The sequence below is a fragment of the Pseudomonas sp. GL_117 genome, assembly GCF_057835125.1.
In genome coordinates, this window is the sequence record NZ_CM174418.1 from 174172 (window position 1) to 196947 (window position 22776).

Genomic DNA, 22776 nt, shown 5'->3' on the forward strand with positions numbered 1-22776 from the left:
CGGTAACAGGGGCAGTCCAAGGATGAATAAAAGTCATAAGTTGTTCGGCGCCAGCTTGCTGGCGCTGGCGATCAGCGGTTGTGCGGTCACCAGCAAGCCGATTGAACGTAGCGTCAGCGAGCAGCGCGCTCGCAGCGACCTGCAGGGCATGTACAAGGATCAGGAACCGCTGAGCGGCCCGTTGACCCTGCACCAGGCCATGGCCCGCGCGGTGAAGTACAACCTCGAAGGCCGTTTGAAGGTGATGGAAGAGGCGTTGGCCAAGCGTCAATCCGACCTCTCCAGCTTTGACATGCTGCCGCGCATGGCGCTGTCGGCCGGTTATGCCGGGCGCAACAACACCAACGCCTCCAGCAGCCAGAGTGTGCGTACCGGCACCCAGTCCCTGGAACCGTCCACCTCCCAGGACCGCGACCGTCGCGTGGCGGACCTGACCATGGTGTGGAACGTGCTTGACTTTGGCGTCAGCTACATCAGCGCCAAGCAGCAAGGCGACCAACGCCTGATCATCCAGGAACGCCGCCGCAAGGTGATCAACACCATCGTCCAGGACGTGCGCTCGGCCTACTGGCGCGCCGTGGCGGCCGAACGTTTGCTCGGCCAGATCGACAGCCTGATGGCCCGCGTCGACCAGGCCCAGAGCAACAGCCAAAGCATGAGCGAGCAACGCATCGGCGACCCGGTGCAAGCCCTCGGCTACCAGCGTTCACTGATCGAGGCCACGCGCCAATTGCAGGAGCAGCGCCGCGCGTTGTCCCTGGCCAAGACCGAGCTGGCGACCTTGATCAACCTGCCCATGGGCACCGAGCTCAAGCTGGCCACGCCGGACGACTACAGCGTGCCGCAACTGAAGGTCAACCTCGCCAGCCTGGAACAGGAAGCCCTGGCCAACCGTCCTGAGCTGCGCGAGCAGGACTACCAGACCCGCATCAGCGCCGCCGAAACCCGCAAAGCCATGCTGCGCTTGCTGCCGGGCCTGGAATTCAGCGCCGGCGGGCATTACGACAGCAACTCGTTCCTGGTGGACAACCGCTGGGCCGACTACGGTGCCAAGGTCACCTGGAACCTGTTCAACGTGATCTCGGCCCCGGCCGCCATCGACGTGGCCAAGGCCGGCGAAGAAGTCGCCACCGCCCGCCGCCAGGCGATGTCCATCGCGGTGCTGGCGCAGATCTACGTGGCCAACGCCAACTACCAAGACGCCGTGCGTCAGTTCAAGACCAACGAGCAACTGGCGAATATCGACGGGCAGATCCTCACCCAATTGCGCAACCGTCACCAAGCTGCTGGTCTCGGCGAGCTCGACCTGATCCAGGGCGAACTCAACACCCTTCAAGCCGACCTGCGCCGCGACCTGGCCTACGCCGACCTGCGCAACGCCTACGGCCAGATCTTCGCCAGCGCCGGTCTCGACCCGCTGCCCGAGCAACTGGACTCCGACCGCGTGCAGAGCATCGCCACCGCCCTGGCCGGTCGCGAGTCGGCGTGGGCGGCGGGCAACATCGCCGCGCCGGTGGCGCCTGCCGTCGTCAAGTAATCGGCTGGTGCTGACGGCGAGTCGCACTCGCCGTCAGCGTATCGGTGCGTCGAGCGGTCGTGGCAGGGCGTGCATCTGGGCTAGACTCGGGTGACTCATCTTCTTAGGAATCTGTCATGGAATCGCCTGTGCATAGCTTGTCGTCGTTGTTCAAGCAGTTGGGACTGCCGGATGACGCGCAGAGTATCGATAAATTCTTGGCGGTTCATTCGCCGCTCAAACCCGAGCTGGAACTGGCCGATGCGTTTTTCTGGACGCCCAGCCAGAGTGCGTTTTTGCGTGAGGAGAAACGCAAGGATGCGGATTGGGCTGAGTTGGTGGATGAGTTGGACGTGTTGTTGAGGAAGGGACGGGGGGTGTAAAAAACTTCGCGTCAACCGCAAAAGTTGAAAAAAACCGGGCTTTAATCGCGCAAGTGAACTTTTTCTGAGGTTGCGCGATGTCTCCCGCAAAAGTGTTTCAAAACTTGACGGCCTTCCGTTCATCCACCATATTGATAGTTAGCAAACTAACTGTATGCGAACTATCCAGTGCCTCAATCCCTCGAACAACTTCACATGAACCTCAGCAGCAGCATGGTGGTGGGCGCCCGTAACTGGCGCAAAATCTGCCAGACCACGCTGGTGAGCTACGGCATTTCCGAAGCCTGCGCGGTGCCGCTGTTGATGATCGGCCGCCTGGGCGACGGTGTGCATCAGGTAACAGTCGCCCAGGCTTCGGGGATGGAGAGCCCGTCGCTGGTGCGCCTACTCGACCAGTTGTGCAACGGCGGCTACGTGTGCCGCACCGAAGACATTCACGACCGCCGCGCCAAGGCCCTGAGCCTCACCGAGCGTGGCCGTGAACTGGTGCAGGCGGTGGAAGTGCAACTGGTGCGCCTGCGCAAGGAAGTCCTGGCGGACATCGCCCCCGACGATATGGCAGCCGCCTTGCGCGTGCTGCGGGCCTTCGAGGCGGCGAGCCTTTGAACGGATTCTTTACCGGTTTCCCGCCTGCCCGCGACTGGTTCTACGGTGTGCGCACCTTCGCCGCCTCGATGATCGCGCTGTACATCGCCATGCTCATGCAGATGCCGCGCCCCTATTGGGCGATGGCCACCGTGTACATCGTCTCCAGCCCGTTTGTCGGCCCCACCAGTTCCAAGGCGTTGTACCGCGCCATCGGCACCCTGATGGGCGCGGCGGCGGCGGTGTTTTTTGTGCCGATGTTCGTGCAGTCGCCCTATGTGCTGGTGGTGGTGATTGCCTTGTGGACCGGCATCTTGCTGTTCCTCTCCATGCACCTGCGCACCGCCAACAACTATGCGCTGATGCTGGCCGGCTACACCTTGCCGCTGATCGCCCTGCCGGTGGTGGATAACCCGCTGGCCGTGTGGGACGTGGCCGAAGCGCGCACCGAAGAAATCTTCCTCGGCATCGCCGTCGCCGCCGTGGTCGGCGCGATGTTCTGGCCACGCCGCCTGGCGCCGGTGTTCGATGGCTCGGTGAGCAAATGGTTTGCCGACGCCCAGGTCTACAGCCAACGCTTTCTGACACGCAACGTCACGCCAGAAGAGGTCAGCAGCCTGCGCGGCGGTATGGTCGCCACCTTCAACACCCTGGAGCTGATGATCGGCCAGTTGCCCCATGAAGGCGCGCGGCCGCAGACGGTGCGCAACACCAAGGAACTGCGCGGGCGCATGATTCACCTGCTGCCTGTGGTGGAAGAACTCGACGACGCGCTCTACGCCGTCGAACAGCGTGCGCCGCAGTACCTCGAGCAACTGACGCCGCTGTTGGAAGCCTCCAACCAGTGGCTGCAAAGCAGCGCAGAAAACCCCACGCTGGACAGCTGGCGCGCCCTGCGCGACCAACTCGAAGCCCTGCAACCCAGCGGCGAAGCGCTGGACGAACGCCACACGCTGCTGTTCTCCAACGCCCTCTATCGCCTCGGCGAATGGATCGACCTGTGGCAAGACTGCCGCAGCCTGCAAGCTGCCATCGCCTGCGAAAGCCAGGTTACCTGGCGCGCCGTTTACCGCCACTGGCGCCTCGGTCGCCTGACCCCGTTCCTCGACCGTGGCCTGATGTTCTACTCGGCGTTTTCCACCGTCACCGCGATCATCGTCGCCTCGGTATTGTGGATTCTCTTGGGCTGGACCGACGGCGGCAGCGCGGTGATCCTCGCCGCCGTGGCGTGCAGCTTTTTCGCCTCGATGGACGACCCCGCGCCGCAGATCTACCGATTTTTTTTCTGGACCGCGATGTCGGTGCTCTTCGCCAGCCTTTATCTGTTTTTGGTGCTGCCCAACCTGCACGATTTTCCGATGCTGGTGCTGGCGTTCGCGTTGCCGTTCATCTGCATCGGCACGCTCACCGTGCAGCCGCGTTTCTACCTGGGCATGCTGCTGACGCTGGTCAACACCTCGTCGTTCATCAGCATCCAAGGGGCGTATGACGCGGACTTCCTCAACTTCGCCAACGTCAACCTGGCCGGGCCCGTAGGCTTGTTGTTCGCGTTTGTGTGGACCCTGATCGCGCGGCCTTTCGGTGCCGAGCTGGCGGCCAAGCGCCTGACCCGTTTCAGCTGGCACGACATCGTCGGCATGACTGAACCGGCGACCCTCAACGAACACCGTCACCTCGCCGCGCAAATGCTCGACCGCCTGATGCAGCACCTGCCGCGCCTGGCGATCATCGGCCAGGACACCGGCATTGCCCTGCGTGACCTGCGCGTGGCGCTGAACCTGCTCGACCTGCTGGCCTACTCGCCGCGCATCCTTGGCGTGCCACGGGTGCTGCTCAACCAGGTGGTCGAAGGTGTCGGCGGTTACTTCAAGGCCTGCCTCAAGGCCGGTGAACGCTTGCCCGCGCCGAGCGGTCTGCTGATGACCCTCGACCGCACGCGTCGTGCGCTCAACGGCCAGGGCCTGCAAGACGAAGACGATACCCGCGTGCACCTGCTGCACGCACTGGCCGGCCTGCGCCTGGCGTTGTTGCCCGGTGTGGAGTTCATTGGCGGCGCCGAGATGCAAGCGCCGCTACCCGATGGAGCGCCTTTATGATCGGTGATCTGGATATCAGCGGGGTGTTCCTGCCCACGCTGCTGGTGCTGATGGGCATTACGTACGTGTTGTTTCTGGTGGTGCACGGGTTGTTGACCCGTCTCCACTTCTACCGCCTGGTCTGGCACCGGGCATTGTTCAACGTGGGGCTCTACGCGCTGTTGCTGGGCGCGGTGGACTCACTCAGTCGATACCTGATGACATGAAAAAACCGTTTTTGACCATCGGCCGTGTAGTCCTCACGTTGTTGATCGTGACCTTTGCGGTCGTCGTGGTGTGGCGCATGGTCATGTACTACATGTTTGCGCCGTGGACCCGCGACGGGCACATCCGCGCCGACATCGTGCAGATCGCCCCGGATGTGTCCGGGCTGATCCAGCAAGTCGAGGTGCGTGACAACCAACTGGTGACCAAGGGCCAGGTGCTCTTCGCCGTCGACCAGGACCGCTTCAAGCTGGCCCTGCGCCAAGCCCAGGCCGCCGTCGCCGACCGCCAGGAAACCCTGGCCCAGGCCAACCGCGAATACAAACGCAACCGTGGCCTGGGCAACCTGGTGCCGAGCGAGCAGCTGGAAGAAAGCCAGTCCCGCGTTGCCCGTGCCCAATCGGCGCTGGCTGAAGCGCAGGTGACGGTGGACGCCGCCCAGCTCAACCTCGACCGCTCGGTGATCCGCAGCCCGGTGGACGGCTACGTCAACGACCGTGCGCCGCGCAGCCAGGAGTTTGTCACCGCCGGGCGTCCGGTGTTGTCGGTGGTGGACAGCAATTCGTTCCACATCGACGGTTACTTCGAAGAAACCAAGCTCGACGGCATCCACGTCGGCATGGGCGTGGACATTCGAGTGGTCGGCGACAACGCCCGTTTGCACGGGCATGTGCAGAGCATCGTCGCCGGTATCGAGGACCGTGACCGCAGCAGCGGCGCCAACCTGTTGCCCAACGTCAACCCGGCGTTCAGCTGGGTGCGCCTGGCCCAGCGGATTCCGGTGCGCATCGCGTTTGACGAGGTGCCGGCAGACTTCCGCATGATCGCCGGACGCACGGCCACGGTGTCGATCATTGGAGACAAGCCATGAAGCAACGGCTGGCCATCACTGCGCTGGGGTTGTTGCTGTCGGCCTGCCAGGCGGTGGGCCCGGATTACAAACTGCCGGATGCAGCGGCGGTGAAGCGCGGCGATCTGCAAGGGCAGCTCGCGGGCGAGGGCCACAATGTGGTGTCGGCGCCGGTGCCGGCCGACTGGTGGAAACTGTACAACGACGCGCGCCTGGACGAACTGGTGCGCCAGGCCATGGCCTCCAACACCGATCTGCGCGTGGCCGCCGCCAACCTGCAGCGTTCGCGGTATCAGGTGCAGCAGGCGGAATCCGCCGGTGGCTGGAATGCCGGGGTGAAGGCCGAGGCCCAGCGCTTGCAGGAATCCGGCGAGGCGTTCTTGCTGGCAGACAAAGTGCCGGTGGCGAACATCGGCAGTGTCGGCATCAGCACGTCGTACCAGTTCGACCTGTGGGGCACCTTGCAGCGCGGGATCGAAAGCGCCCAGGCCAGTGCTGATGCCGCCCAGGCCGCCGCCGATATTGCGCGCATCACCCTGGTGGCGGACGTGGTGCGTTCCTACACCCAGGTCTGCGCGGCCAACGAAGAACTGGCGATTGCCAACGAGTCCCTGCAACTGCAAGCCCAGAGCACCACCCTGACCCAGCGCCTGCGCGACGCCGGGCGCGGCGATGAAACCCAGGTGACCCGCTCGCAAACCCAATACAAATCCTTGCGCGCCGACATGCCGCGCTACGAAGCGGCGCGCCAGGCCGGTCTGTTCCGTCTGTCGATGCTGCTGGCCAAGCCGGTGGATCAATTGCCGGCGGGCACCGGCAGCTGTGCCGAGCTGCCACACATCGCCCAGTTACTGCCGGTGGGCGACGGCGCCGCGCTGCTCAAGCGGCGTCCCGATGTGCGCCAGGCTGAACGCCAGTTGGCGGCAGCGACGGCGCGTATCGGCGTGGCCACCGGCGCGCTGTACCCGGACATCAGCATCGGCGCCACGGTCGGCACCGTCGGCATTCTGGAAAACCTCGGCACTGCACCGACCAACCGCTGGGGTTTCGGCCCGTTGATCAGCTGGACCGTGCCGACCAACGGCGCCCGCGCACGTATCCACGAAGCCGAAGCCGCGACCCAGGGCGCCCTGGCGCATTTCGACGGGGTGGTGCTCAACGCCATCCGCGAAACCCAGACGGGCCTGGCGCAATACACCGCGCAGTTGCAGCGTCGCGACGCCTTGAACGAAGCCGGCGAGTCGGCCAAGGAAGCGGCGGACCAGACGCACCGCTTCTTCCAGGCCGGCCGCGCGTCGTTCCTCGCCGACCTGCAAGCCACCCGCACCTACACCGATGTACGGGCGCAACTGGCGGCGGCGAACACCCAGGTTGCCATGAGCCAGATCGATCTGTTCCTGGCCTTGGGCGGCGGTTGGGAAAGCGGACGAACGCAAGCGGCGCAAGCCAGCAAACCCTGAGCGAATAGCTATGCTTTGTCAGGTGAACGCCGTGGCTTTTCAGGCAACGGCGCTCACCTGACACTGCTCGCGTTTGCTCATGGGGATTCCAATAATGAAAAACCCTTATGCTCCCGCTTTCTGGTGCGTGTTCTTCGCACTGGTGTTGTTATCGGCTGCCTACTTCTATGGCGTCATGCTCGCCCATCAAATCGACAAGGCCATGGTGTTCCTCGACAGCGCCTGCCTGGTGATCGGTACCTTGTCCATCGGCGTGGTGGCCTGGGCGTCCTACCAGAACCATCGGATCAAACGTCGGCTGCTCGAACAGGGCAAGACCCGCGTGGCGATCTGGGACACCAAGGTCGCCCTGCGCCGCGTCGAAACCGTGTTCGACCGCTATTTCTGGGGCAGCTACTGGCAGCCTGGGCGCACCTTCCAGGAAGTCATGGGTGAACTCACCGGCACGCCCCTGGAAAAAAGCCTCGAAGCCCTGAAAAAACAGTGCGTGGCCCTGGATCAGCAAGTCGCCGACGGTAGGCATTGGCTGAATAATGCGCGGGAATTGTCCGACGTCGCCGCGCAAATGGCGCGGGAGCGCTACCAACTGGACTTCTGCGACCCCAAGGCCGACACCCCCGGCAATGCGGTGATCCACCGCGAGTTTGAGGTGCTGGTGTACACCTGGACGGCGCGTTTGAAGAGTTTTGATCACCAGCTCGATGAGATCGACTCGGAATATTCGTGAACCATCTGCTGGCCTGACCCCTCTGAAAAGCTGGGCCGTTCGCGGCCGCCAGTGCTAATCTTCCCCCGCTTTTGGCGGGCTTGAGCCAACCCTTTCAGGGTTCAAGGAAGACAGCCCACTTCTCACAGGATTTGATCAGGTCACTTCATGAATAAGCCAGCCGTAGTTCTTTTGGGTTTTGTTGTCGCCGTTGGCGTCGTCAGTGCAGGCGGTGCCTGGTACACCGGCAAGCAGTTGGAGCCGGTGCTGCAAACGGCGGTGCAGGACGCCAACAAGGAACTGCAACGTTCCATGGCCGGCGTCGACGGGCGTCTGGACCTGGAGCTGGTCTCCCTCGACCGTGGCTTGTTCAGCAGTACCGCGCACTATCGCCTCAAGGCCCAGGGCTCGTTCTTCGGTGAGCAGAACCCGAACCCGGAACTGCTCTTCGTCGACCACATCGAACACGGCCCGCTGCCGTTCTCGCGTCTGGTGTCGCTGAAGTGGCTGCCGGTCATGGCCACCAGTCACTACGCGCTGGAAAAGAACGCCACCACCGAAAAATGGTTCGCCGCCGCCAAAGACGTGTCGCCGCTCAAGGGCGTGGCCAATATCGGCTACAGCCGTTCGGTCAGCGGTAATCTCGAATTGCTGCCACTGGAGTACAAGGACGACACGTCCAGCGCCAGCTTCTCCGGTCTGAACCTGGACTTCGACAGCAGCGCCGAAGGCAAGAAGGTCAAGGTCGACGGCTTCATGAACAGCCTCAAGCTGAACGCCGTCGATGGCAACGGCACGCCCTTTGCCGCCGACCTGTCCGGCCTGACCGTGGCCAGCAACCTGGAAAAATCCACCTTCGGCTTCTACACCGGGCAGAACACCGTTGAACTGACCGACACCAAGCTGACCTTCGGCCCGCAACAAACCGTGCTGACCCTCAAGGGCTTCGAGCAGAAAGACACCAGCGACGTCAAAGACAACAACATGGCTGGCCGCGTCGACTACAAGATCGACGCGATCGGCTTCCAGGGCAAACCGGTCGGCTCCGCCGCCATGGCCGTGAGCGTGAAGAACATCGACGTGCCGTCGGGCCTGCTGCTGACCAAGCTGTACCAGGACAAGATGCAGCCGGTGCAAGCCGCCGCCGCTGCCGGGCAACCGGTGCCGGAACTGCAACTGACCGAAGCCGAGCAGACCCTGGCCGAAGCCAACGTCAACCAACTGCTGGCCGCCAAGCCGCAAGTGGCGCTGGAAAACCTGTCGCTGAAAACCGCCCACGGCGAAAGCAAGTTCAACCTGGTCCTGGACCTGGCCAAGCCTGCGTCCATGGAGCTGCCACCTGTTGAGCTGGGCAAGCAGATCATTGCGTTGCTGGATGCCAACCTGACCCTGTCCAAGCCCATGATCGCCGACATCGCCGCCCTGCAAGCCCAGGCCGGTGGCGTGACCGATCCGAAAGCCGTCGAGCAGCAAGCGCAGATGGCTTCTGAAATGGTCAGCGGCATGGCCGTCGGCACCCAACTGGCGACCCTGGTCGGCAATGACGTGGTGTCCCAGTTGCACTACGCCAACAACGAAGTGACCTTCAACGGCCAGAAGATGAGCGTTGAGCAATTCATTGGTTTCGTGTTGGCCAAAGCCGGTGCGGTGAGCGGCGCGCAGTAAAAATTTCGCCATCACCCGCAAATAAATAATGGGGGGCGGGCGTGCGTGTGAACGGGGTCAAACAGTCGACACTGACCCCGTTATCACAGGTAAGTCCGTCCCCCCATTGGCTTTTCAGATTCCCCACCAATTCTGAACAATTGTTATGAATTGGCCTTTTCCCTACTTTCCTAAGGGATAGTTCCTACAGGAAAGCTAGGTCGGGTCACTAGACGCCGACACCCTGATGCAAATCGCTCAGGACCACCTATCGTTACAGCTTTCCGTGTGTAAGGAAGCTCACGATATGCTGCGAAACCTACCACTCAGTGCTTCAGGCCGGTTGCGACTGCTCATCGGGGCAGCCTTGTGCAGCCAGTTATTGGTGCCAGCCTTCGCCGTGGCCGACCCTGCCTACGATGCCCTGATCATTCAGGCCCGCAACGGCAATTTCACGCCGGCCCTGACTCAATTGCGCCAGTTGCCTGCCGAGCGCCAGACGCCGGGCCAGATCAGTGATCACCTGGTTATCGCCGGTTGGGCAGGGCAGGATACCGAAGTGCTCAAGGTGTACGAGGCTCAGGGTGAAAATCGCACCTTGACGCCCCAGGCGCTCGCCACCGTGGCGCGCACCTATCGCAATCAGAAGCAGTGGGCGCAAGCCGAGGCGGTGTATCGCCAGGCGCTGCTGCGTGACCCGAACAATGTCGACCTGCAACTGGGCCTGGCCCTGACCCAGGCCGACGGCGGCAACATCACCGAAGCCGTGCAGCGCACTCGTGCGCTGGTGGCAGCCAAGCCCGATGATCCGAACCGGCGCATGGCCCTGGGCTACGCGCTGACCCGCGCGGGCTTCAACTATGACGCGCTGTTCGAGTTCGACCAGGCCTTCCTGCATGCCGGGGATAAACCGGAAGTTGCCCGCGAATACATCGTCGCCTTGCAAAAGGCCCGCATGCCGGAACCGGCCCTGCGCCTGTCGGCCAAGCGCCCGGGCCTGGTCGACCCGGTGACCCAGCGTCGCCTGGAAGGTGACCTCGCCGCCGAACGCGTGCGCATGGCCGAGTTCGCCACGCGTTCGGAAAACGAACGCTATGTCGTCGCCGACCGTGCCCTGCAGGACTACGACAAACTGCTCGCCCGCTGGACCCCGGACGCCAGCGCCCACGACGACGTAGTGCGCTGGCGCATCGACCGCCTGGGTGCGCTCAAGGCCCGCGCACGTACCGCCGAAGTGATCCGCGAGTACGAAACCCTCACCGCCGAAGGCGTGCAATTGCCCACCTATGCCGTGCGTTGGGTGGCCGCGTCCTACCTCGATCAGCGCCAGCCGGAGAAATCCGAGCCGCTGTATCGTCAGGCCCTGAGTGCGCCGGATGCCGAGCCGGATGATCGGGTCGAAGACACCACGGCGCTGTTCTACGCCTTGCAGGAAAGCGACAGGGGCACAGAGGCGGTCGAAGTCGCCAAAGGCCTCGCCACCAGCCAGAAGCCACGGGTTGAACTCAAAGGCTTGCCCATCGGCAATCCCAACGACGCCTGGATGGATGCGCAACAACTGTCGGCCCAGTCCGGCGTGTACGGCGGCGACCTGCCGGGCAGCGAGTCCAGCCTGGACGCGTTGGTCGACAAGGCCCCAGGCAACGTCGGCCTGCGCCTGGCCCAGGCCGACATGTACCGCGCCCGCGACTTGCCACGGCGCGCCGAAGGCATTCTCAAGGAAACCGAAGCCCAGGTGCCGCGTGACATCGGCCTGGAAGTCAGCCAGGCCTACACCGCGATGGATTTGCAGGAGTGGCGCCAGCTCGACGTGCTCACCGACGACGTGCTCGCTCGCAACCCGGACAGCCGTCAGGTGCAGCGTCTGAGCCGGTTGCGCGATGTGCACGACATGGCCGAGCTGCGCGTCGAGGCCTACACCGGCAAGAGCTTTGGCGGCGGTAGCGACAGCGCGGCCGGTGCCGTCTCGGGCAGCCGTGACTGGGGCATTGAAAGCCGTATCTACACGCCGCCGATTGACGAAGACTGGCGCCTGTTCGCCGGTGCCGGTTACGCCACCGCCGACTTTGAAGAAGGCACGGGCCATCACCGCTGGCAGACCGTGGGCGTCGAACGGCGTACCCGCGACATGACCCTGGAGGCCGAAGTTTCCAACCATTCCTACGGCGATGGCAGCAAGCAAGGTGCCGCGGTGTCGATTGCCCGTGACATCAACGACAACTGGCAATACGGCGGTAGCCTCGGTTATCTGCTGTCCACCACGCCACTGCGGGCGTTGAATGCCGGCATCACCGCCAACGGCGGCAGCGGTTTTGTGCGCTGGCGCGCCAATGAAAGCCGCGAGTGGAAACTGACCCTCAGCCCGTCCCATTTCAGTGACGGCAACGACCGTTTCGAAGCCCTGCTCAGCGGCCGCGAAGGCCTCTACAGCTCACCACGGGTGCAAGTGGACCTGGGCCTGGAGGTCGGCGCCAGCCGCAACAGCAAGGAAGACACGGTGTACTTCAACCCGAAGTCGGACTTCACCGTGCTGCCGGTCATCAACATCAATCATGTGCTCTATCACCGCTACGAGACTCAGTGGAGTCAGCAGTTCCAGGTCGGTGCGGGTACCTATAGCCAGCAGGATTATTCCACCGGCGGCATCGGGCTGGTGGGCTACGGCCAACGCTACCGCTGGAACGACGTGCTGGAAGCCGGTGCCAACCTGAGCCTGATCAGCCGACCTTACGACGGCAATCGCGAACGCGATCTGCGCCTGCTCGTCGACCTCACTTACCGTTTCTAGAAGAGCCTGACCATGACCGTCCTCAGCCGTTGCTTGTTGATCCTGGGCGTAATGCTGGCCAGTGCCTGTGCCCAGCAACCCGCGCCTTTCACCCCACCCGCCGAGCGGCCGATCGCGCCCAACGAATTGCCGTGGCCGAAGAACCACTTCTTGGGCATTGCCTACCACGACGTCGAGGACCGCGACCCCGATCAGGCGGTGGTGGCGGTACGCACCGAACGTTTGATCGAGCAGTTGGCCTGGCTGCGCGAGAACGGCTACCAGGCGGTCAGCGTCGATCAGATCCTCGCCGCCCGCCGTGGCGGCACACCGTTGCCGCCCAAAGCCATCATGCTCAGCTTCGATGACGGCTATTCAAGCTTCTACACCCGCGTGATGCCGATTCTGCGCGCCTATAACTGGCATGCCGTGCTGGCGCCGGTGGGCTACTGGATCGATACGCCGCTGGATAAACCCGTGGATTTTGCCGGTGTGCCACGTCCACGGGGTGAATTCCTGACCTGGCAGCAGATCCGTGAAGTGTCGCAGTCCGGTCTGGTGGAAGTGGCCGCGCACACCGATGCCAGCCACACCGGGATCCTCGCCAACCCCCAGGGCAACCTGGAACCGGCGGCGGCCTCGCTGCGTTATGACCCGGCCACCGGCCGCTACGAAACCCAGGCGCAGTTCCAGGCGCGGATGCGTGCGGACGTCACGGCTATCTCCAACAAGATCCAGGCCGTCACCGGCAAAAAACCACGGGTATGGGTGTGGCCATACGGCGCCGCCAAAGGCACCACGTTGTCGATCGTCGCCGAACAGGGCTACCAGATGGCCCTGACCCTGGAAGACGGCCTCGACAACCTCGGCGACCTGATGAACAGCCCGCGCTTTCTGGTGGCCTCCGACCCGGACGGCGAGCACTTCGCCAACAGCATGGTCGCGGTGCAAACCCCGGCGCCGCTGCGGGTGATGCATGTGGACCTGGACAACGTGTATGACCCGGACGCAGCCCAGCAAGCGCGCAACCTCGACCAGTTGGTGCAGCGCGTGTTGGACATGGGCGCAAGCACGGTCTTCCTGCAAGCCTTCGCCGACCCCAAGGGTGACGGCCTGGTGCACTCGGTGTACTTCCCCAACCGTCACCTGCCGGTGCGCGCCGACCTGTTCAACCGCGTTGCCTGGCAACTGCACACCCGTGCCCATGCCGCCGTGTATGCGTGGATGCCGGTGCTGAGTTTCGCCCTCGATCCCAAGCTGCCGCGCGTGACGCGCTGGGACCCGAAAACCGGGCAAATCGGCCTCGACCCGGATCAATACCAGCGCCTGTCGCCGTTCGACCCGCAGGTGCGCAAGATCATCGGCGAGATCTACGAGGACCTGGCGCGCAACAGTGCCATCGATGGCGTGCTGTATCACGACGACGCGGTGTTCAATGATTTCGAAGATGCCAGCCCCGCCGCGCTCAAGGCCTATGTCGCGCAAGGCTTGCCCGGCAGCATCCAAGCCCTGCGCGCCGACCCGGCCGTGATGCAGCGCTGGACCCGTTTCAAGAGCCGCTACCTGATCGACTTCACCAATGAGCTGACCGGCAAAGTCCGCGCCATTGCCGGGCCGCAGGTGCTGACTGCGCGCAATATCTTCGCCGAGCCGATGCTCAATCCGCAGAGCGAAGCCTGGTTCGCACAGAACCTCGATGATTTCCTCCAGACCTACGACTGGACCGCGCCGATGGCCATGCCGTTGATGGAAGGCCAGGAGTACAAGACGTCCAACGCCTGGCTGGAAAAACTGGTCGCCACGGTCAAGGCGCGCCCCGGTGCGCTGAACAAAACCGTGTTTGAACTGCAAGCCAAAGACTGGCGCACCAAGGCCGCGCCGGACATTGACAGCGACCAGATGGCGCAATGGATGGGTGTACTCAAGCGCCAGGGGGTCACCAGTTTTGGCTACTACCCGGACAACTTCCTGGAAAACTCCCCGGACCTGAAGACCGTGCGTCCGGCCCTTTCCAATCAATGGAACCCTTGACCATGTTCGACAGAATCCTGGCTATATTCGTACTGGCGCTGGTATTGGGCGTGCCCCTGGGCCTGATCTTCCTGGTCACCGGGCAGTTCCTGATGGACTTCGTGTTCTTCTACCCGCTGTTCATGTCGGCACTGTGGATCGCCGGCGGCCTGTATTTCTGGCTGCACTGGGAGCGCCACTGGCCGTGGGAAGAAGACACCCCGGCGCCGACCCTGGCCGGCAACCCGCTGATCTCGATCATCATCCCCTGCTACAACGAGGGCGATAACGCGGCCGAGACCATCCATGCGGCGTTGGACCAGGTCTACCCGAACATCGAAGTGATCGCGGTCAACGACGGCTCCAAGGACAACACCGCCGCCGTGCTCGATGCCCTCGCCCTGGAACACCCGCGCCTGCGCGTGTTGCACCTGGCGCAGAACCAGGGCAAGGCGGTGGCCTTGCGCATGGGCGCCGTGGCAGCGCGCAGCGAGTTCCTGGTGTGCATCGACGGCGATGCATTGCTCGACCGCAATGCGGCGGCCTATATGGTGGCGCCGATGCTCGACAACCCACGCCTGGGCGCGGTGACCGGCAACCCGCGCATTCGTACGCGGTCGACCTTGATCGGGCGGGTGCAGGTGGGCGAGTTCTCCTCGATCATCGGTTTGATCAAGCGTACGCAGCGGGTGTTCGGGCGCATCTTCACGGTGTCCGGTGTGGTGGTGGCGTTCCGTAAGAAGGCGCTGGACCGCATCGACTACTGGAGCACCGACATGATCACCGAGGACATCGACGTCAGCTGGAAGCTACAACTCGATCACTGGGCGATCTTCTACGAGCCGCGTGCGCTGTGCTGGATCCTGATGCCGGAAACCGTCGGCGGCCTGTGGAAACAGCGCCTGCGCTGGGCCCAGGGCGGCGCCGAAGTGCTGTTCAAGAACATCCGTGGCATCTGGCAATGGCGCCATCGCTACCTGTGGCCGCTGTTGTTCGAATACTGCCTGTCCACCGGCTGGGCGTTCACCTTCCTGCTCTCGGTGATCTTCTGGGGCCTGGGCAAGTTCATGGTGCTGCCACCGGCGATTGCCGTGGACTCCCTGGTGCCCCCGGCGTTTACCGGCCTGGTGCTGGCGATGGTGTGCCTGGTGCAGTTTGCCGTGAGCATCCTGATTGACCGGCGCTACGAAAAAGACCTGTGGAAAACCCTGTTCTGGACCGTGTGGTATCCGATGGTGTTCTGGCTGGTCAGCTTGTTCACTACATTGGTCAGCTTTCCCAAGGTGCTGTTCAACCAGCACCAGAAGCGCGCGCGCTGGGTCAGCCCGGATCGTGGGATCAAACCCGCCAACGAGGAGGTGTGATCATGAAACTGGTCAGAACTCGCCAAAACACCGTGATGTGGATCGTCGATGTGGTGCTGACCCTGGCCGCCTGGGCCGGGTTGATCTGGCTGCTGGCACGCGGGATCGGCGCGATGCTCGAGACCCACGGCGGGCCGCGCATCGAGGCGCCCATCTTTGCGGCGCTCAACACCTTGCAGATCTATCTGTGGATCGCGCTGTTCAACGCGCTGATCCTGGTCACCTGGGCGCGCTACCAGCAACGCAAAGGCCGCAAATTCGCCCAGCGCCGCGCCGAGGCCAACGCGCTCAGCGACACGCACCTCAGCGAGAGCTTCAAGCTCGGCGCGGGTGATCTGGAACAACTGCGCAAACCCGGTGTGCTGGTGATCCACAACGACGAAGAGGGCGGTGTGGAAGAAGTGAAATCCCACGTCTCCCGCGACGTGGAAAAACCCACATTGACCCTGGTGCCCGGCCAGGATCGCAACAAAGACGCCAGTTGATCCAAGCCTGTAGTGAGCGGGCTTGCCCGCGCTGGGCGGCGCAGCCGCCCCAGGTCCAGACACCTCGGTCTTTCTGAAACACCGCGGCGTCCCGTTTGGGGCGGCTGCGCCGCCCAGCGCGGGGCAAGCCCGCTCACTACAGTCCCGTCGGGTTTCTGGCTTATTTGTCGGGGTTCATTCTGGATTTCGGCAAGGCGACCTAGATCAGGCCATAGCCAAACCTCCTCAAAGCGGCCCTCTGGCCCAGTGCTCAGTCGCTTGACCGCTCAGGTGAGGCAGAACCTCACGCGCCGGGTCTGCGACCCCGTTCACAAACCCAGCTCCCACCTCTACACCATTTGAACATTTCGTTTATCCCGGGGTCTCTACCCCGCCCGCCCACAAGCGGTCGGGCTGCATGGACTGCAGCGTTTTCAAATGACATTAAGGATTGATGTGAACCTCTCCCCTCTATTCCCCTGCCTGCCACCGCCCCTTGCGGTGCGTCTTCGTGCGTCTGGGTTTTAGGCGGGCACCTGGGGGGAATGCACGCGGATCAATTGATCCATTCACTCGTTTTACCTACTGCCGTCGGGCGTATTGGCGGCAATGACCCGTAGTTCATGGAGTTAGAAATGAAGCGCAAGCCGTTCCAGAAAACCCTGTTGGCTCTCATGGTCGGCGCGATCAGCACCCAGGTGCTGGCCGTGGAGTTCGACCTGGGGCAGGGCAAGAATATTTGGGCCAGTGAGACCTTCAATGAGCCTGTGACCATCACCGGGCAGCTCTCCCAAGTGGTCGACCCCAGCACTACCCTGCCGGCGGGCCTGGGCTTTACCGATACCCACATCCAGGGTTCGCTGATCAACCGCGCCGACATTACGTTGGACTCGCAAGGCAAAACGATCCGTGCGATGGCCATCGACCCGATGTACTGGACCGGCCCGAACAACCTGCCCCCCAGCACCATCACGGGGGATGTGATTCAGGCCGGTAATATCCTGATGAGCCATGGCGGTTATGAAGGGCTGGAGATCGGTGACGCGACCATTGGCGGCAGTGTGATCAACTCGGGCACGATCCGCTCGACGGCGCCGCTGCCGAATGCACCGACGCTGGGTTTCGTGGGCGGTGGCGAAGGCATTTACCTGCACGGCACCACCATTGGCGGCGACGTTTCCAACACCGGCGTGATCAACATGGATGGCCGTGGCGCCACGGGTTTGATCCTTGATGTCGACGGCGCCACCCCGACCACCATCGGCGGCAAGATCCTCAACTCCGGCTCGATCATCGCCACGGGTGAGGACGCCCTGGGCATTGAAGTGGAAACCGCGACCAGCGCGCTGCGTATCGAAAACAGTGGGCTGGTTTCTGCCGACGGCAGCGCGGCGCGCGGCGTGCTGTTTTACAACGGCACCATCGATTACATCCTCAACACCGGCACGCTTGAAGCCAAGGGCACCGATGCCAGTGCCTTCGAGTTCAGCGGTGCCACCTTCGCTGCCAATAGTGCGAGCGGCGCCCGAGGTATCGTCAACCGCGGCACCATCACCGCAGACGGCACTGCGATCCTGGTCAACGCCAGCGAACAGACCTCGCCGTTCGAGATCAACCAGCAAGCCGGCGAAATCCGCAGCAACTCCGGGGTTGCCGTGGACGCCGCCAACCTGGCGACGCTGAACTGGACCGGCGGCGCCATCGTCGGCGACCTGCTCAACCTCAACGCGGTCAACGTCGCCGGCCAAGCGAACTTCACCGGCACGCGCATCAGCGCGCCGGTCTCGATCAACTCGGGCTCGCTGAACCTCTCTGCGCAGGGCACCAGCATCACTGGCGACCTCAACGTCGCCAACGGTGCGGGCATCGACATGCACCTGTCCGACCGCGTGGTGCCGACCAGCGCCTACCTGACCGTCAACGGCACCGCCACCTTCGCCGACGCCTCGAAGCTGACCGTGAGCGCCAACCCCGGCGACTTCGCCAGCACCCACGACGGCACGCAATACACCCTGCTGCAAGCCACCCAGGTGCAAGACAACGGCTTGTCGGTGAGTAGTTCTTCGGCACTGCTCGACGTGCTCAGCTACTCGGCCGATGCGCAGACGGTCAAGGCCGTGGTGGCGGTCAAGGCCGACGGGCAAGTCCAGCAAGACCTCGCCGCCGTCGGCGCCAGCGCGGCGTCGGCCACGGCGGTCAACCGCTTCAAGAATGGTGTGTTGAGCCAGCTCGGCAGCGATGACCAGGTGTTCCAGGCCCTGGCCAACGCCAGTACGGCCGAGCGACTGGCGCAGATCAGCGACCAGCTCAAGCCGGACGTCAATCGCGGTGCGCTGGATGTGGCCTTGTCCGGGCAAACCGTGGTCAACGGCGCGATCTTCAATCGCCTCACCGAGCAACGTGAACAACGACAGCGCGGTGGCGTGTGGGTGCAGGGCCTGAGCAGCAACATGGACCAGGACGGTCGAGGCGGCGCCAACGGCTACTCGGCCAACAGCAGCGGCATGGCGGTGGGTGTGGACGGTCGGGTCAACGACACCACCACCCTGGGCGTGGCCTACAGCTACCTCAATTCCAACATCCATTCCGACCAGGGCAACAAGACCGACGTCGAGGGCCACGCGCTGTCGCTGTACGGTAACTGGTCGCTGCAAGACTGGTTTGTCGACGGCAGCCTCAGCTACGGCCATAACGACAACCAGAGCAAACGCCACATCGCCGGCACCACGGCCAAGGGCAGCTACGACAGCAATGTGTTGTCGGCCAGTGTGATCGGCGGCTACAGCTTCAAGCCGTCGCAGGCGGTGGTGATCGAGCCTCGTGTGGCTGCGCGTTACGCCAGCGTGTGCATGGACGGTTACGACGAGAAGGGTTCGTCGGCCGCGCTGAGCACACGTTCGCAGCGCTATGAAGTGGGCGAGTTGGGCGCCGGTGTGCGCCTGGCGGGTAACCTGCCGATGGGCGCGGGCAGCGTGCAGCCGGAAGCGACGCTGATGGCGTATCACGACCTGATGGGGGATCGTGTCGCGCAAACCTCCAACTATGTGTTGGGTGGTTCGGCGTTTACCGTCACCGGCGCGTCGGTGGCGCGTGACAGCTACGAAGCCAGCGTGGGCGTGAATTACCAGGTGTCGGACTTCACCGTTGGCGCCAGCTACACGCGCCAGGCGCGCAGTGGGTTTGACGCTGATGGGGTGATGCTCAAGGCGCGGTACGCGTTCTAACCTTGCCCAATCAAGGGTAAACACGGTACCTGTGGCGAGGGAGCTCCCTCGCCATGGGGTTCGGTGTGATTTTGGAGAGGGATTATGAGGCGATATGAAGGCAAGCCGTTTCTGCGGCTGTTGGAGTGCTATGTCCTGGCCGCCATCGGTGAGCTGAGTGATGAGCAGCAGGCCACCTTGCGCGCCATGGAACCCAAGCTGCATGAGGTGTATGGCACGTCGGGCAGTTGGCAGTCAGTGATCGAGGTGCAAATGGATTTCCCGGCGACCGTTGCCGACAAGATCCGGGCAATATGGCAGGCCAACGTCGAGAAGTTCGCCAACGCTGGCACCGCGATCAACGCTGAAGATTTCGCGCAACACTTTGTGGACACCAATTTTCCTTGAGGACCCGCCATGAAACCCGCAAAACTCCCCCTTCAAGCCTTCCTGATGTCCTGCCTGGTGGCGGGCTGGGGGCTGGTCTACGTGGGCCGTCTCAAATGGGCGATCTGGGTCGCCGCGTTTATGTACGGCGGGGTGATCTTGCTCGGTGCATGCGGTCTGATCGCCTCGCCTATCGGGCTGTACGTGTTTTTCGCCTTTGTGGTCGCGGTCAAGCTTGGTTCAGCCATCGTCTCGGCGGTGTTGGCCAAGCGCTACGATGGCCCGCCGGACGTGCCGCGCAAACGCTTCCACGCGCTGTATGTGGGCGTGCTGATCGTGCTGACCTTCGTGCTGCTGGAAGTGCTGCGGGTGCCGTTGCTGGGCTTCAAGAACTACTACATTCCGAGCGGGTCGATGTCGCCGACAGTGTCGGTGGGCGACTACGTCATCGCCGATCTCAAGCCGGGTGCGCCGAAAGTCGGCGACATCGTGGTGTATCGCTGGAACGGCACCGAGGCGATCAAGCGCGTCGCCGGTGTGGGCGGCGATACCCTGGCCATCGTCAACGGCGAGCTGATCCACAATGGCGAAAACCTCGGCCTGTTCCACGCACCGGCGGATAGCGTGAACGGCGCTGCGTCGATGGAACTGGCGCCGCTTAAAGTCGAACCGGGTCACGTCTATTTGCTGGGCGACAACCGCAACAACAGCAACGACAGTCGCTTCATGGGCCAGGTTGCCGAAGCCGATGTGGTCGGCAAGATCACCGGGATCTGGTTCTCCAGCGAGCGGGCGCGGATCGGGACGCGATTTCCGTGATCAGCACTTCTCGGATGCTCACCAGAACCTTGACGCTGCTCTGCCTGGTCGCACTTGCCGGCTGCCAGGGCGTGCCTTATCGCGGCGCCGAAGATCAGGCGCGGATCAACAACGACCTCGCGCTTGGCGCCACGGCGGCGCAGTTCATTCCATTGCGTTGGGCGTATTCGAACTACGGCATTCAAAACGGCGTGCAGACCGAGGACGCGATTGCCGTGGTGCAGCCTGGGCTGGTGACGTTGGTGGGCTATGAGGGCGGGCACTATGTGCGCAAGGCCAGTTTCCCGGCCGCGGCGGTGGACTGCGCCTACGTGTTTGAAAGCGAGCACAGTGACCGCCCGGTGTGGCTGTTGCAGCGCGAACGCATCATTTTCCTATCGCCGAGCGACCATCGCGGCAACGGTGATCAGGCCAGGCGCTTGCAGTTGGTCAAGCAACTGGCGGGTAGCGGCTTCAAGATCCAGACCGATGCCCAGGGCTCGGCGTACCGCCCCACCGGGAAGTCGGAGCGGCAGTTGGTGCTCAATACGGTGATAGGGCATCACATGGAGGAAGTTGCCGAGAATCAGGCATACAACGTGTGCCGGCCTCAGTAGATCGGTTGGTCGACCCACCGCTCCCACAGGTGATTGGGGTTGCTGGGCTGTCAGTGCTCGGCTGGAGATAGCCCAGACACTGCCCATCCCCTGTGGGAGCTGTCGAGCCCTAGCGAGGCTGCGAAGGCGGTGGCACTGCTGGTAGAGGTGTTGTCTGAACCACCGCTTTCGCGGGCAAGCCCGCTCCCACAGGTGATTGGGGTTGCTGGGCTGTCAGTGCTCGGCTGGAGATAGCCCAGACACTGCCCATCCCCTGTGGGAGCTGTCGAGCCCTAGCGAGGCTGCGAAGGCGGCGGCACTGTTGGTAGAGGTGTTGTCTGAACCACCGCTTTCGCGGGCAAGCCCGCTCCCACAGGTGATTGGGGTTGCTGGGCTGTCAGTGCTCGGCTGGAGATAGCCCAGACACTGCCAATCCCCTGTGGGAGCTGTCGAGCCCTAGCGAGGCTGCGAAGGCGGCGGCACTGCTGGCAGAGAGGTTGGCTGAACTACCGCTTTCGCGGGCAAGCCCGCTCCCACAGGTGATCGGTGTTGGTGGGCTGTCAGTGCTCGGCTGGAGATAGCCCAGACACTGCCCATCCCCTGTGGGAGCTGTCGAGCCCTAGCGAGGCTGCGAAGGCGGCGGCACTGTTGGTAGAGAGGTTGGCTGAACTACCGCTTTCGCGGGCAAGCCCGCTCCCACAGGTGATCGGTGTTGCTGGGCTGTCAGTGCTCGGCTGGAGATAGCCCAGACACTGCTCATCCCCTGTGGGAGCTGTCGAGCTTTAGCGAGGCTGCGAAGACGGCGGCACTGCTGGTAGAGAGGTTGGCTGAACTACCGCTTTCGCGGGCAAGCCCGCTCCCACAGTTGATTGGGGTTGCTGGGCTGTCAGTGCTCGGCTGGAGATAGCCCAGACACTGCCCATCCCCTGTGGGAGCTGTCGAGCCCTAGCGAGCCTGCGAAGGCGGCGGTACTGCTGGTAGAGGTGTTGGCTGAACCACCGCTTTCGCGGGCAAGCCCGCTCCCACAGGTGATTGGGGTTGCTGGGCCGTTGGAGATTGCCCAGGCACTGCCAATCCCCTGTGGGAGTTGTCGAGCTTTAGCGAGGCTGCGAAGGCGGTGGTACTGCTGGCAGAGAGGTTGCCTGAACCGACTTACAGCAACTTGCGCTGCACCGCCTCATCCAGCGTGCTGCGCGTCAACGCCTCCACGATTTCCCGTGTATCGGTCTGGAATGGAATACCCACGATCAGCACCAATTGCATCCACGTGCGTACCGACTCGCTTTTTTTGACGCGACCCAGCTCTTTGCCGTCCTTGTCTTTGAACACCGTTTCCAGGGTGAAGGTGTTCTTCGCCGTGAACGGGATGATGAAGAAGGTCGCGCCGGTGATGATCGCCGAGGCCATGCTGAACTGTTCGTTGTTGGACAGGGTGGCGTCGGCATAAATATCCGAGTCGACCTTGTCGGTGCTCACCCGCGAAAAACGATTGGACTGGCGAAACGAGTCGGCCACGGCCTTTTCCCACAGCAGCGCCGGGGCGCCAGCCACTGCGTTGCCCGGGCCGCTGTTGACCTGGTGCAGAGCGGTGGTGCGTACGTAGGCCGTCGGCTTCTGCGCCGGCACGTTGGCGGTCGGTGGCCAGGTCTGCACCGCCGGCAGTTCGTGTTGCGAGTACGACACGCAACCGCTCAGCAACACGGCAGCGAGCACCAGGCTGTGCTTGATCAATCCTTTCATGAC

The 22776-nt window shown here is 63.2% G+C and carries 18 protein-coding genes; 17 read left to right on the top strand and 1 reads right to left on the bottom strand.

Going from position 1 to position 22776, the window contains the following annotated elements:
- Positions 1-22: 22 nt before the first annotated feature.
- The 17 genes from AC3ISR_RS00785 to AC3ISR_RS00865 all read left to right on the top strand — a co-directional run bounded on the left by AC3ISR_RS00785 (position 23) and on the right by AC3ISR_RS00865 (position 21054).
- Complete coding sequence (locus AC3ISR_RS00785) at positions 23-1537, top strand: TolC family protein (protein WP_192298556.1); 1515 nt, start codon at positions 23-25, stop codon at positions 1535-1537.
- A gap of 116 nt (positions 1538-1653) precedes the next feature.
- Positions 1654-1899, top strand: coding sequence for a DUF2789 domain-containing protein (locus tag AC3ISR_RS00790; RefSeq protein WP_463985059.1), 246 nt, complete (start codon positions 1654-1656; stop codon positions 1897-1899).
- Between the two features lie 195 nt (positions 1900-2094).
- A complete protein-coding gene (locus AC3ISR_RS00795; protein WP_192298554.1) occupies positions 2095-2505 on the top strand; it encodes a MarR family winged helix-turn-helix transcriptional regulator in 411 nt (136 codons plus the stop codon).
- Entirely contained in the window at positions 2502-4580 is a 2079-nt protein-coding gene (locus AC3ISR_RS00800; RefSeq protein ID WP_226456621.1) for an FUSC family protein, read from the top strand. Before AC3ISR_RS00795 ends, AC3ISR_RS00800 begins: the two co-directional genes overlap by 4 nt.
- Positions 4577-4786, top strand: a complete 210-nt coding sequence (locus AC3ISR_RS00805; protein WP_010214247.1) for a DUF1656 domain-containing protein — start codon at positions 4577-4579, stop codon at positions 4784-4786. The genes AC3ISR_RS00800 and AC3ISR_RS00805 overlap by 4 nt, the downstream gene beginning before the upstream one ends.
- Entirely contained in the window at positions 4783-5655 is an 873-nt protein-coding gene (locus AC3ISR_RS00810; RefSeq protein WP_192298552.1) for an efflux RND transporter periplasmic adaptor subunit, read from the top strand. The genes AC3ISR_RS00805 and AC3ISR_RS00810 overlap by 4 nt, the downstream gene beginning before the upstream one ends.
- Complete coding sequence (locus AC3ISR_RS00815; protein WP_226456622.1) at positions 5652-7094, top strand: efflux transporter outer membrane subunit; 1443 nt, start codon at positions 5652-5654, stop codon at positions 7092-7094. Before AC3ISR_RS00810 ends, AC3ISR_RS00815 begins: the two co-directional genes overlap by 4 nt.
- Before the next feature lie 94 nt (positions 7095-7188).
- Entirely contained in the window at positions 7189-7821 is a 633-nt protein-coding gene (locus AC3ISR_RS00820) for an NADH:ubiquinone oxidoreductase subunit N (RefSeq protein WP_192298550.1), read from the top strand.
- Between the two features lie 147 nt (positions 7822-7968).
- Positions 7969-9465, top strand: a complete 1497-nt coding sequence (locus AC3ISR_RS00825; protein WP_226456624.1) for a YdgA family protein — start codon at positions 7969-7971, stop codon at positions 9463-9465.
- 286 nt (positions 9466-9751) lie between these two features.
- Positions 9752-12232 (top strand): poly-beta-1,6 N-acetyl-D-glucosamine export porin PgaA, encoded by a 2481-nt coding sequence (gene pgaA / locus AC3ISR_RS00830; RefSeq protein ID WP_463985058.1) that lies wholly within the window; start codon positions 9752-9754, stop codon positions 12230-12232.
- 12 nt (positions 12233-12244) lie between these two features.
- The gene (pgaB, locus tag AC3ISR_RS00835; RefSeq protein WP_192298547.1) at positions 12245-14242 is read left to right on the top strand and encodes a poly-beta-1,6-N-acetyl-D-glucosamine N-deacetylase PgaB; all 1998 of its coding nucleotides are present in this window, start codon (positions 12245-12247) and stop codon (positions 14240-14242) included.
- Between the two features lie 2 nt (positions 14243-14244).
- Positions 14245-15585, top strand: coding sequence for a poly-beta-1,6-N-acetyl-D-glucosamine synthase (gene pgaC, locus AC3ISR_RS00840; RefSeq protein WP_192298546.1), 1341 nt, complete (start codon positions 14245-14247; stop codon positions 15583-15585).
- Positions 15586-15587: 2 nt separating this feature from the next.
- Positions 15588-16070, top strand: coding sequence for a poly-beta-1,6-N-acetyl-D-glucosamine biosynthesis protein PgaD (gene pgaD, locus AC3ISR_RS00845; protein WP_192298545.1), 483 nt, complete (start codon positions 15588-15590; stop codon positions 16068-16070).
- 614 nt (positions 16071-16684) lie between these two features.
- Positions 16685-19273, top strand: a complete 2589-nt coding sequence (locus tag AC3ISR_RS00850) for an autotransporter family protein (RefSeq protein WP_463985101.1) — start codon at positions 16685-16687, stop codon at positions 19271-19273.
- Between the two features lie 84 nt (positions 19274-19357).
- On the top strand, positions 19358-19660 hold the full coding sequence (locus AC3ISR_RS00855; protein WP_192298543.1) for a hypothetical protein: 303 nt from the start codon (positions 19358-19360) through the stop codon (positions 19658-19660).
- A gap of 9 nt (positions 19661-19669) precedes the next feature.
- A complete protein-coding gene (gene lepB, locus AC3ISR_RS00860) occupies positions 19670-20458 on the top strand; it encodes a signal peptidase I (RefSeq protein WP_463985100.1) in 789 nt (262 codons plus the stop codon).
- A gap of 14 nt (positions 20459-20472) precedes the next feature.
- Positions 20473-21054: a hypothetical protein gene (locus tag AC3ISR_RS00865; protein WP_463985099.1), complete on the top strand. Its 582-nt coding sequence runs from the start codon at positions 20473-20475 to the stop codon at positions 21052-21054.
- A gap of 1131 nt (positions 21055-22185) precedes the next feature.
- Here AC3ISR_RS00865 and AC3ISR_RS00870 read toward each other — a convergent pair.
- Complete coding sequence (locus AC3ISR_RS00870; RefSeq protein WP_463985082.1) at positions 22186-22773, bottom strand: hypothetical protein; 588 nt, start codon at positions 22771-22773, stop codon at positions 22186-22188.
- Positions 22774-22776: the final 3 nt, after the last annotated feature.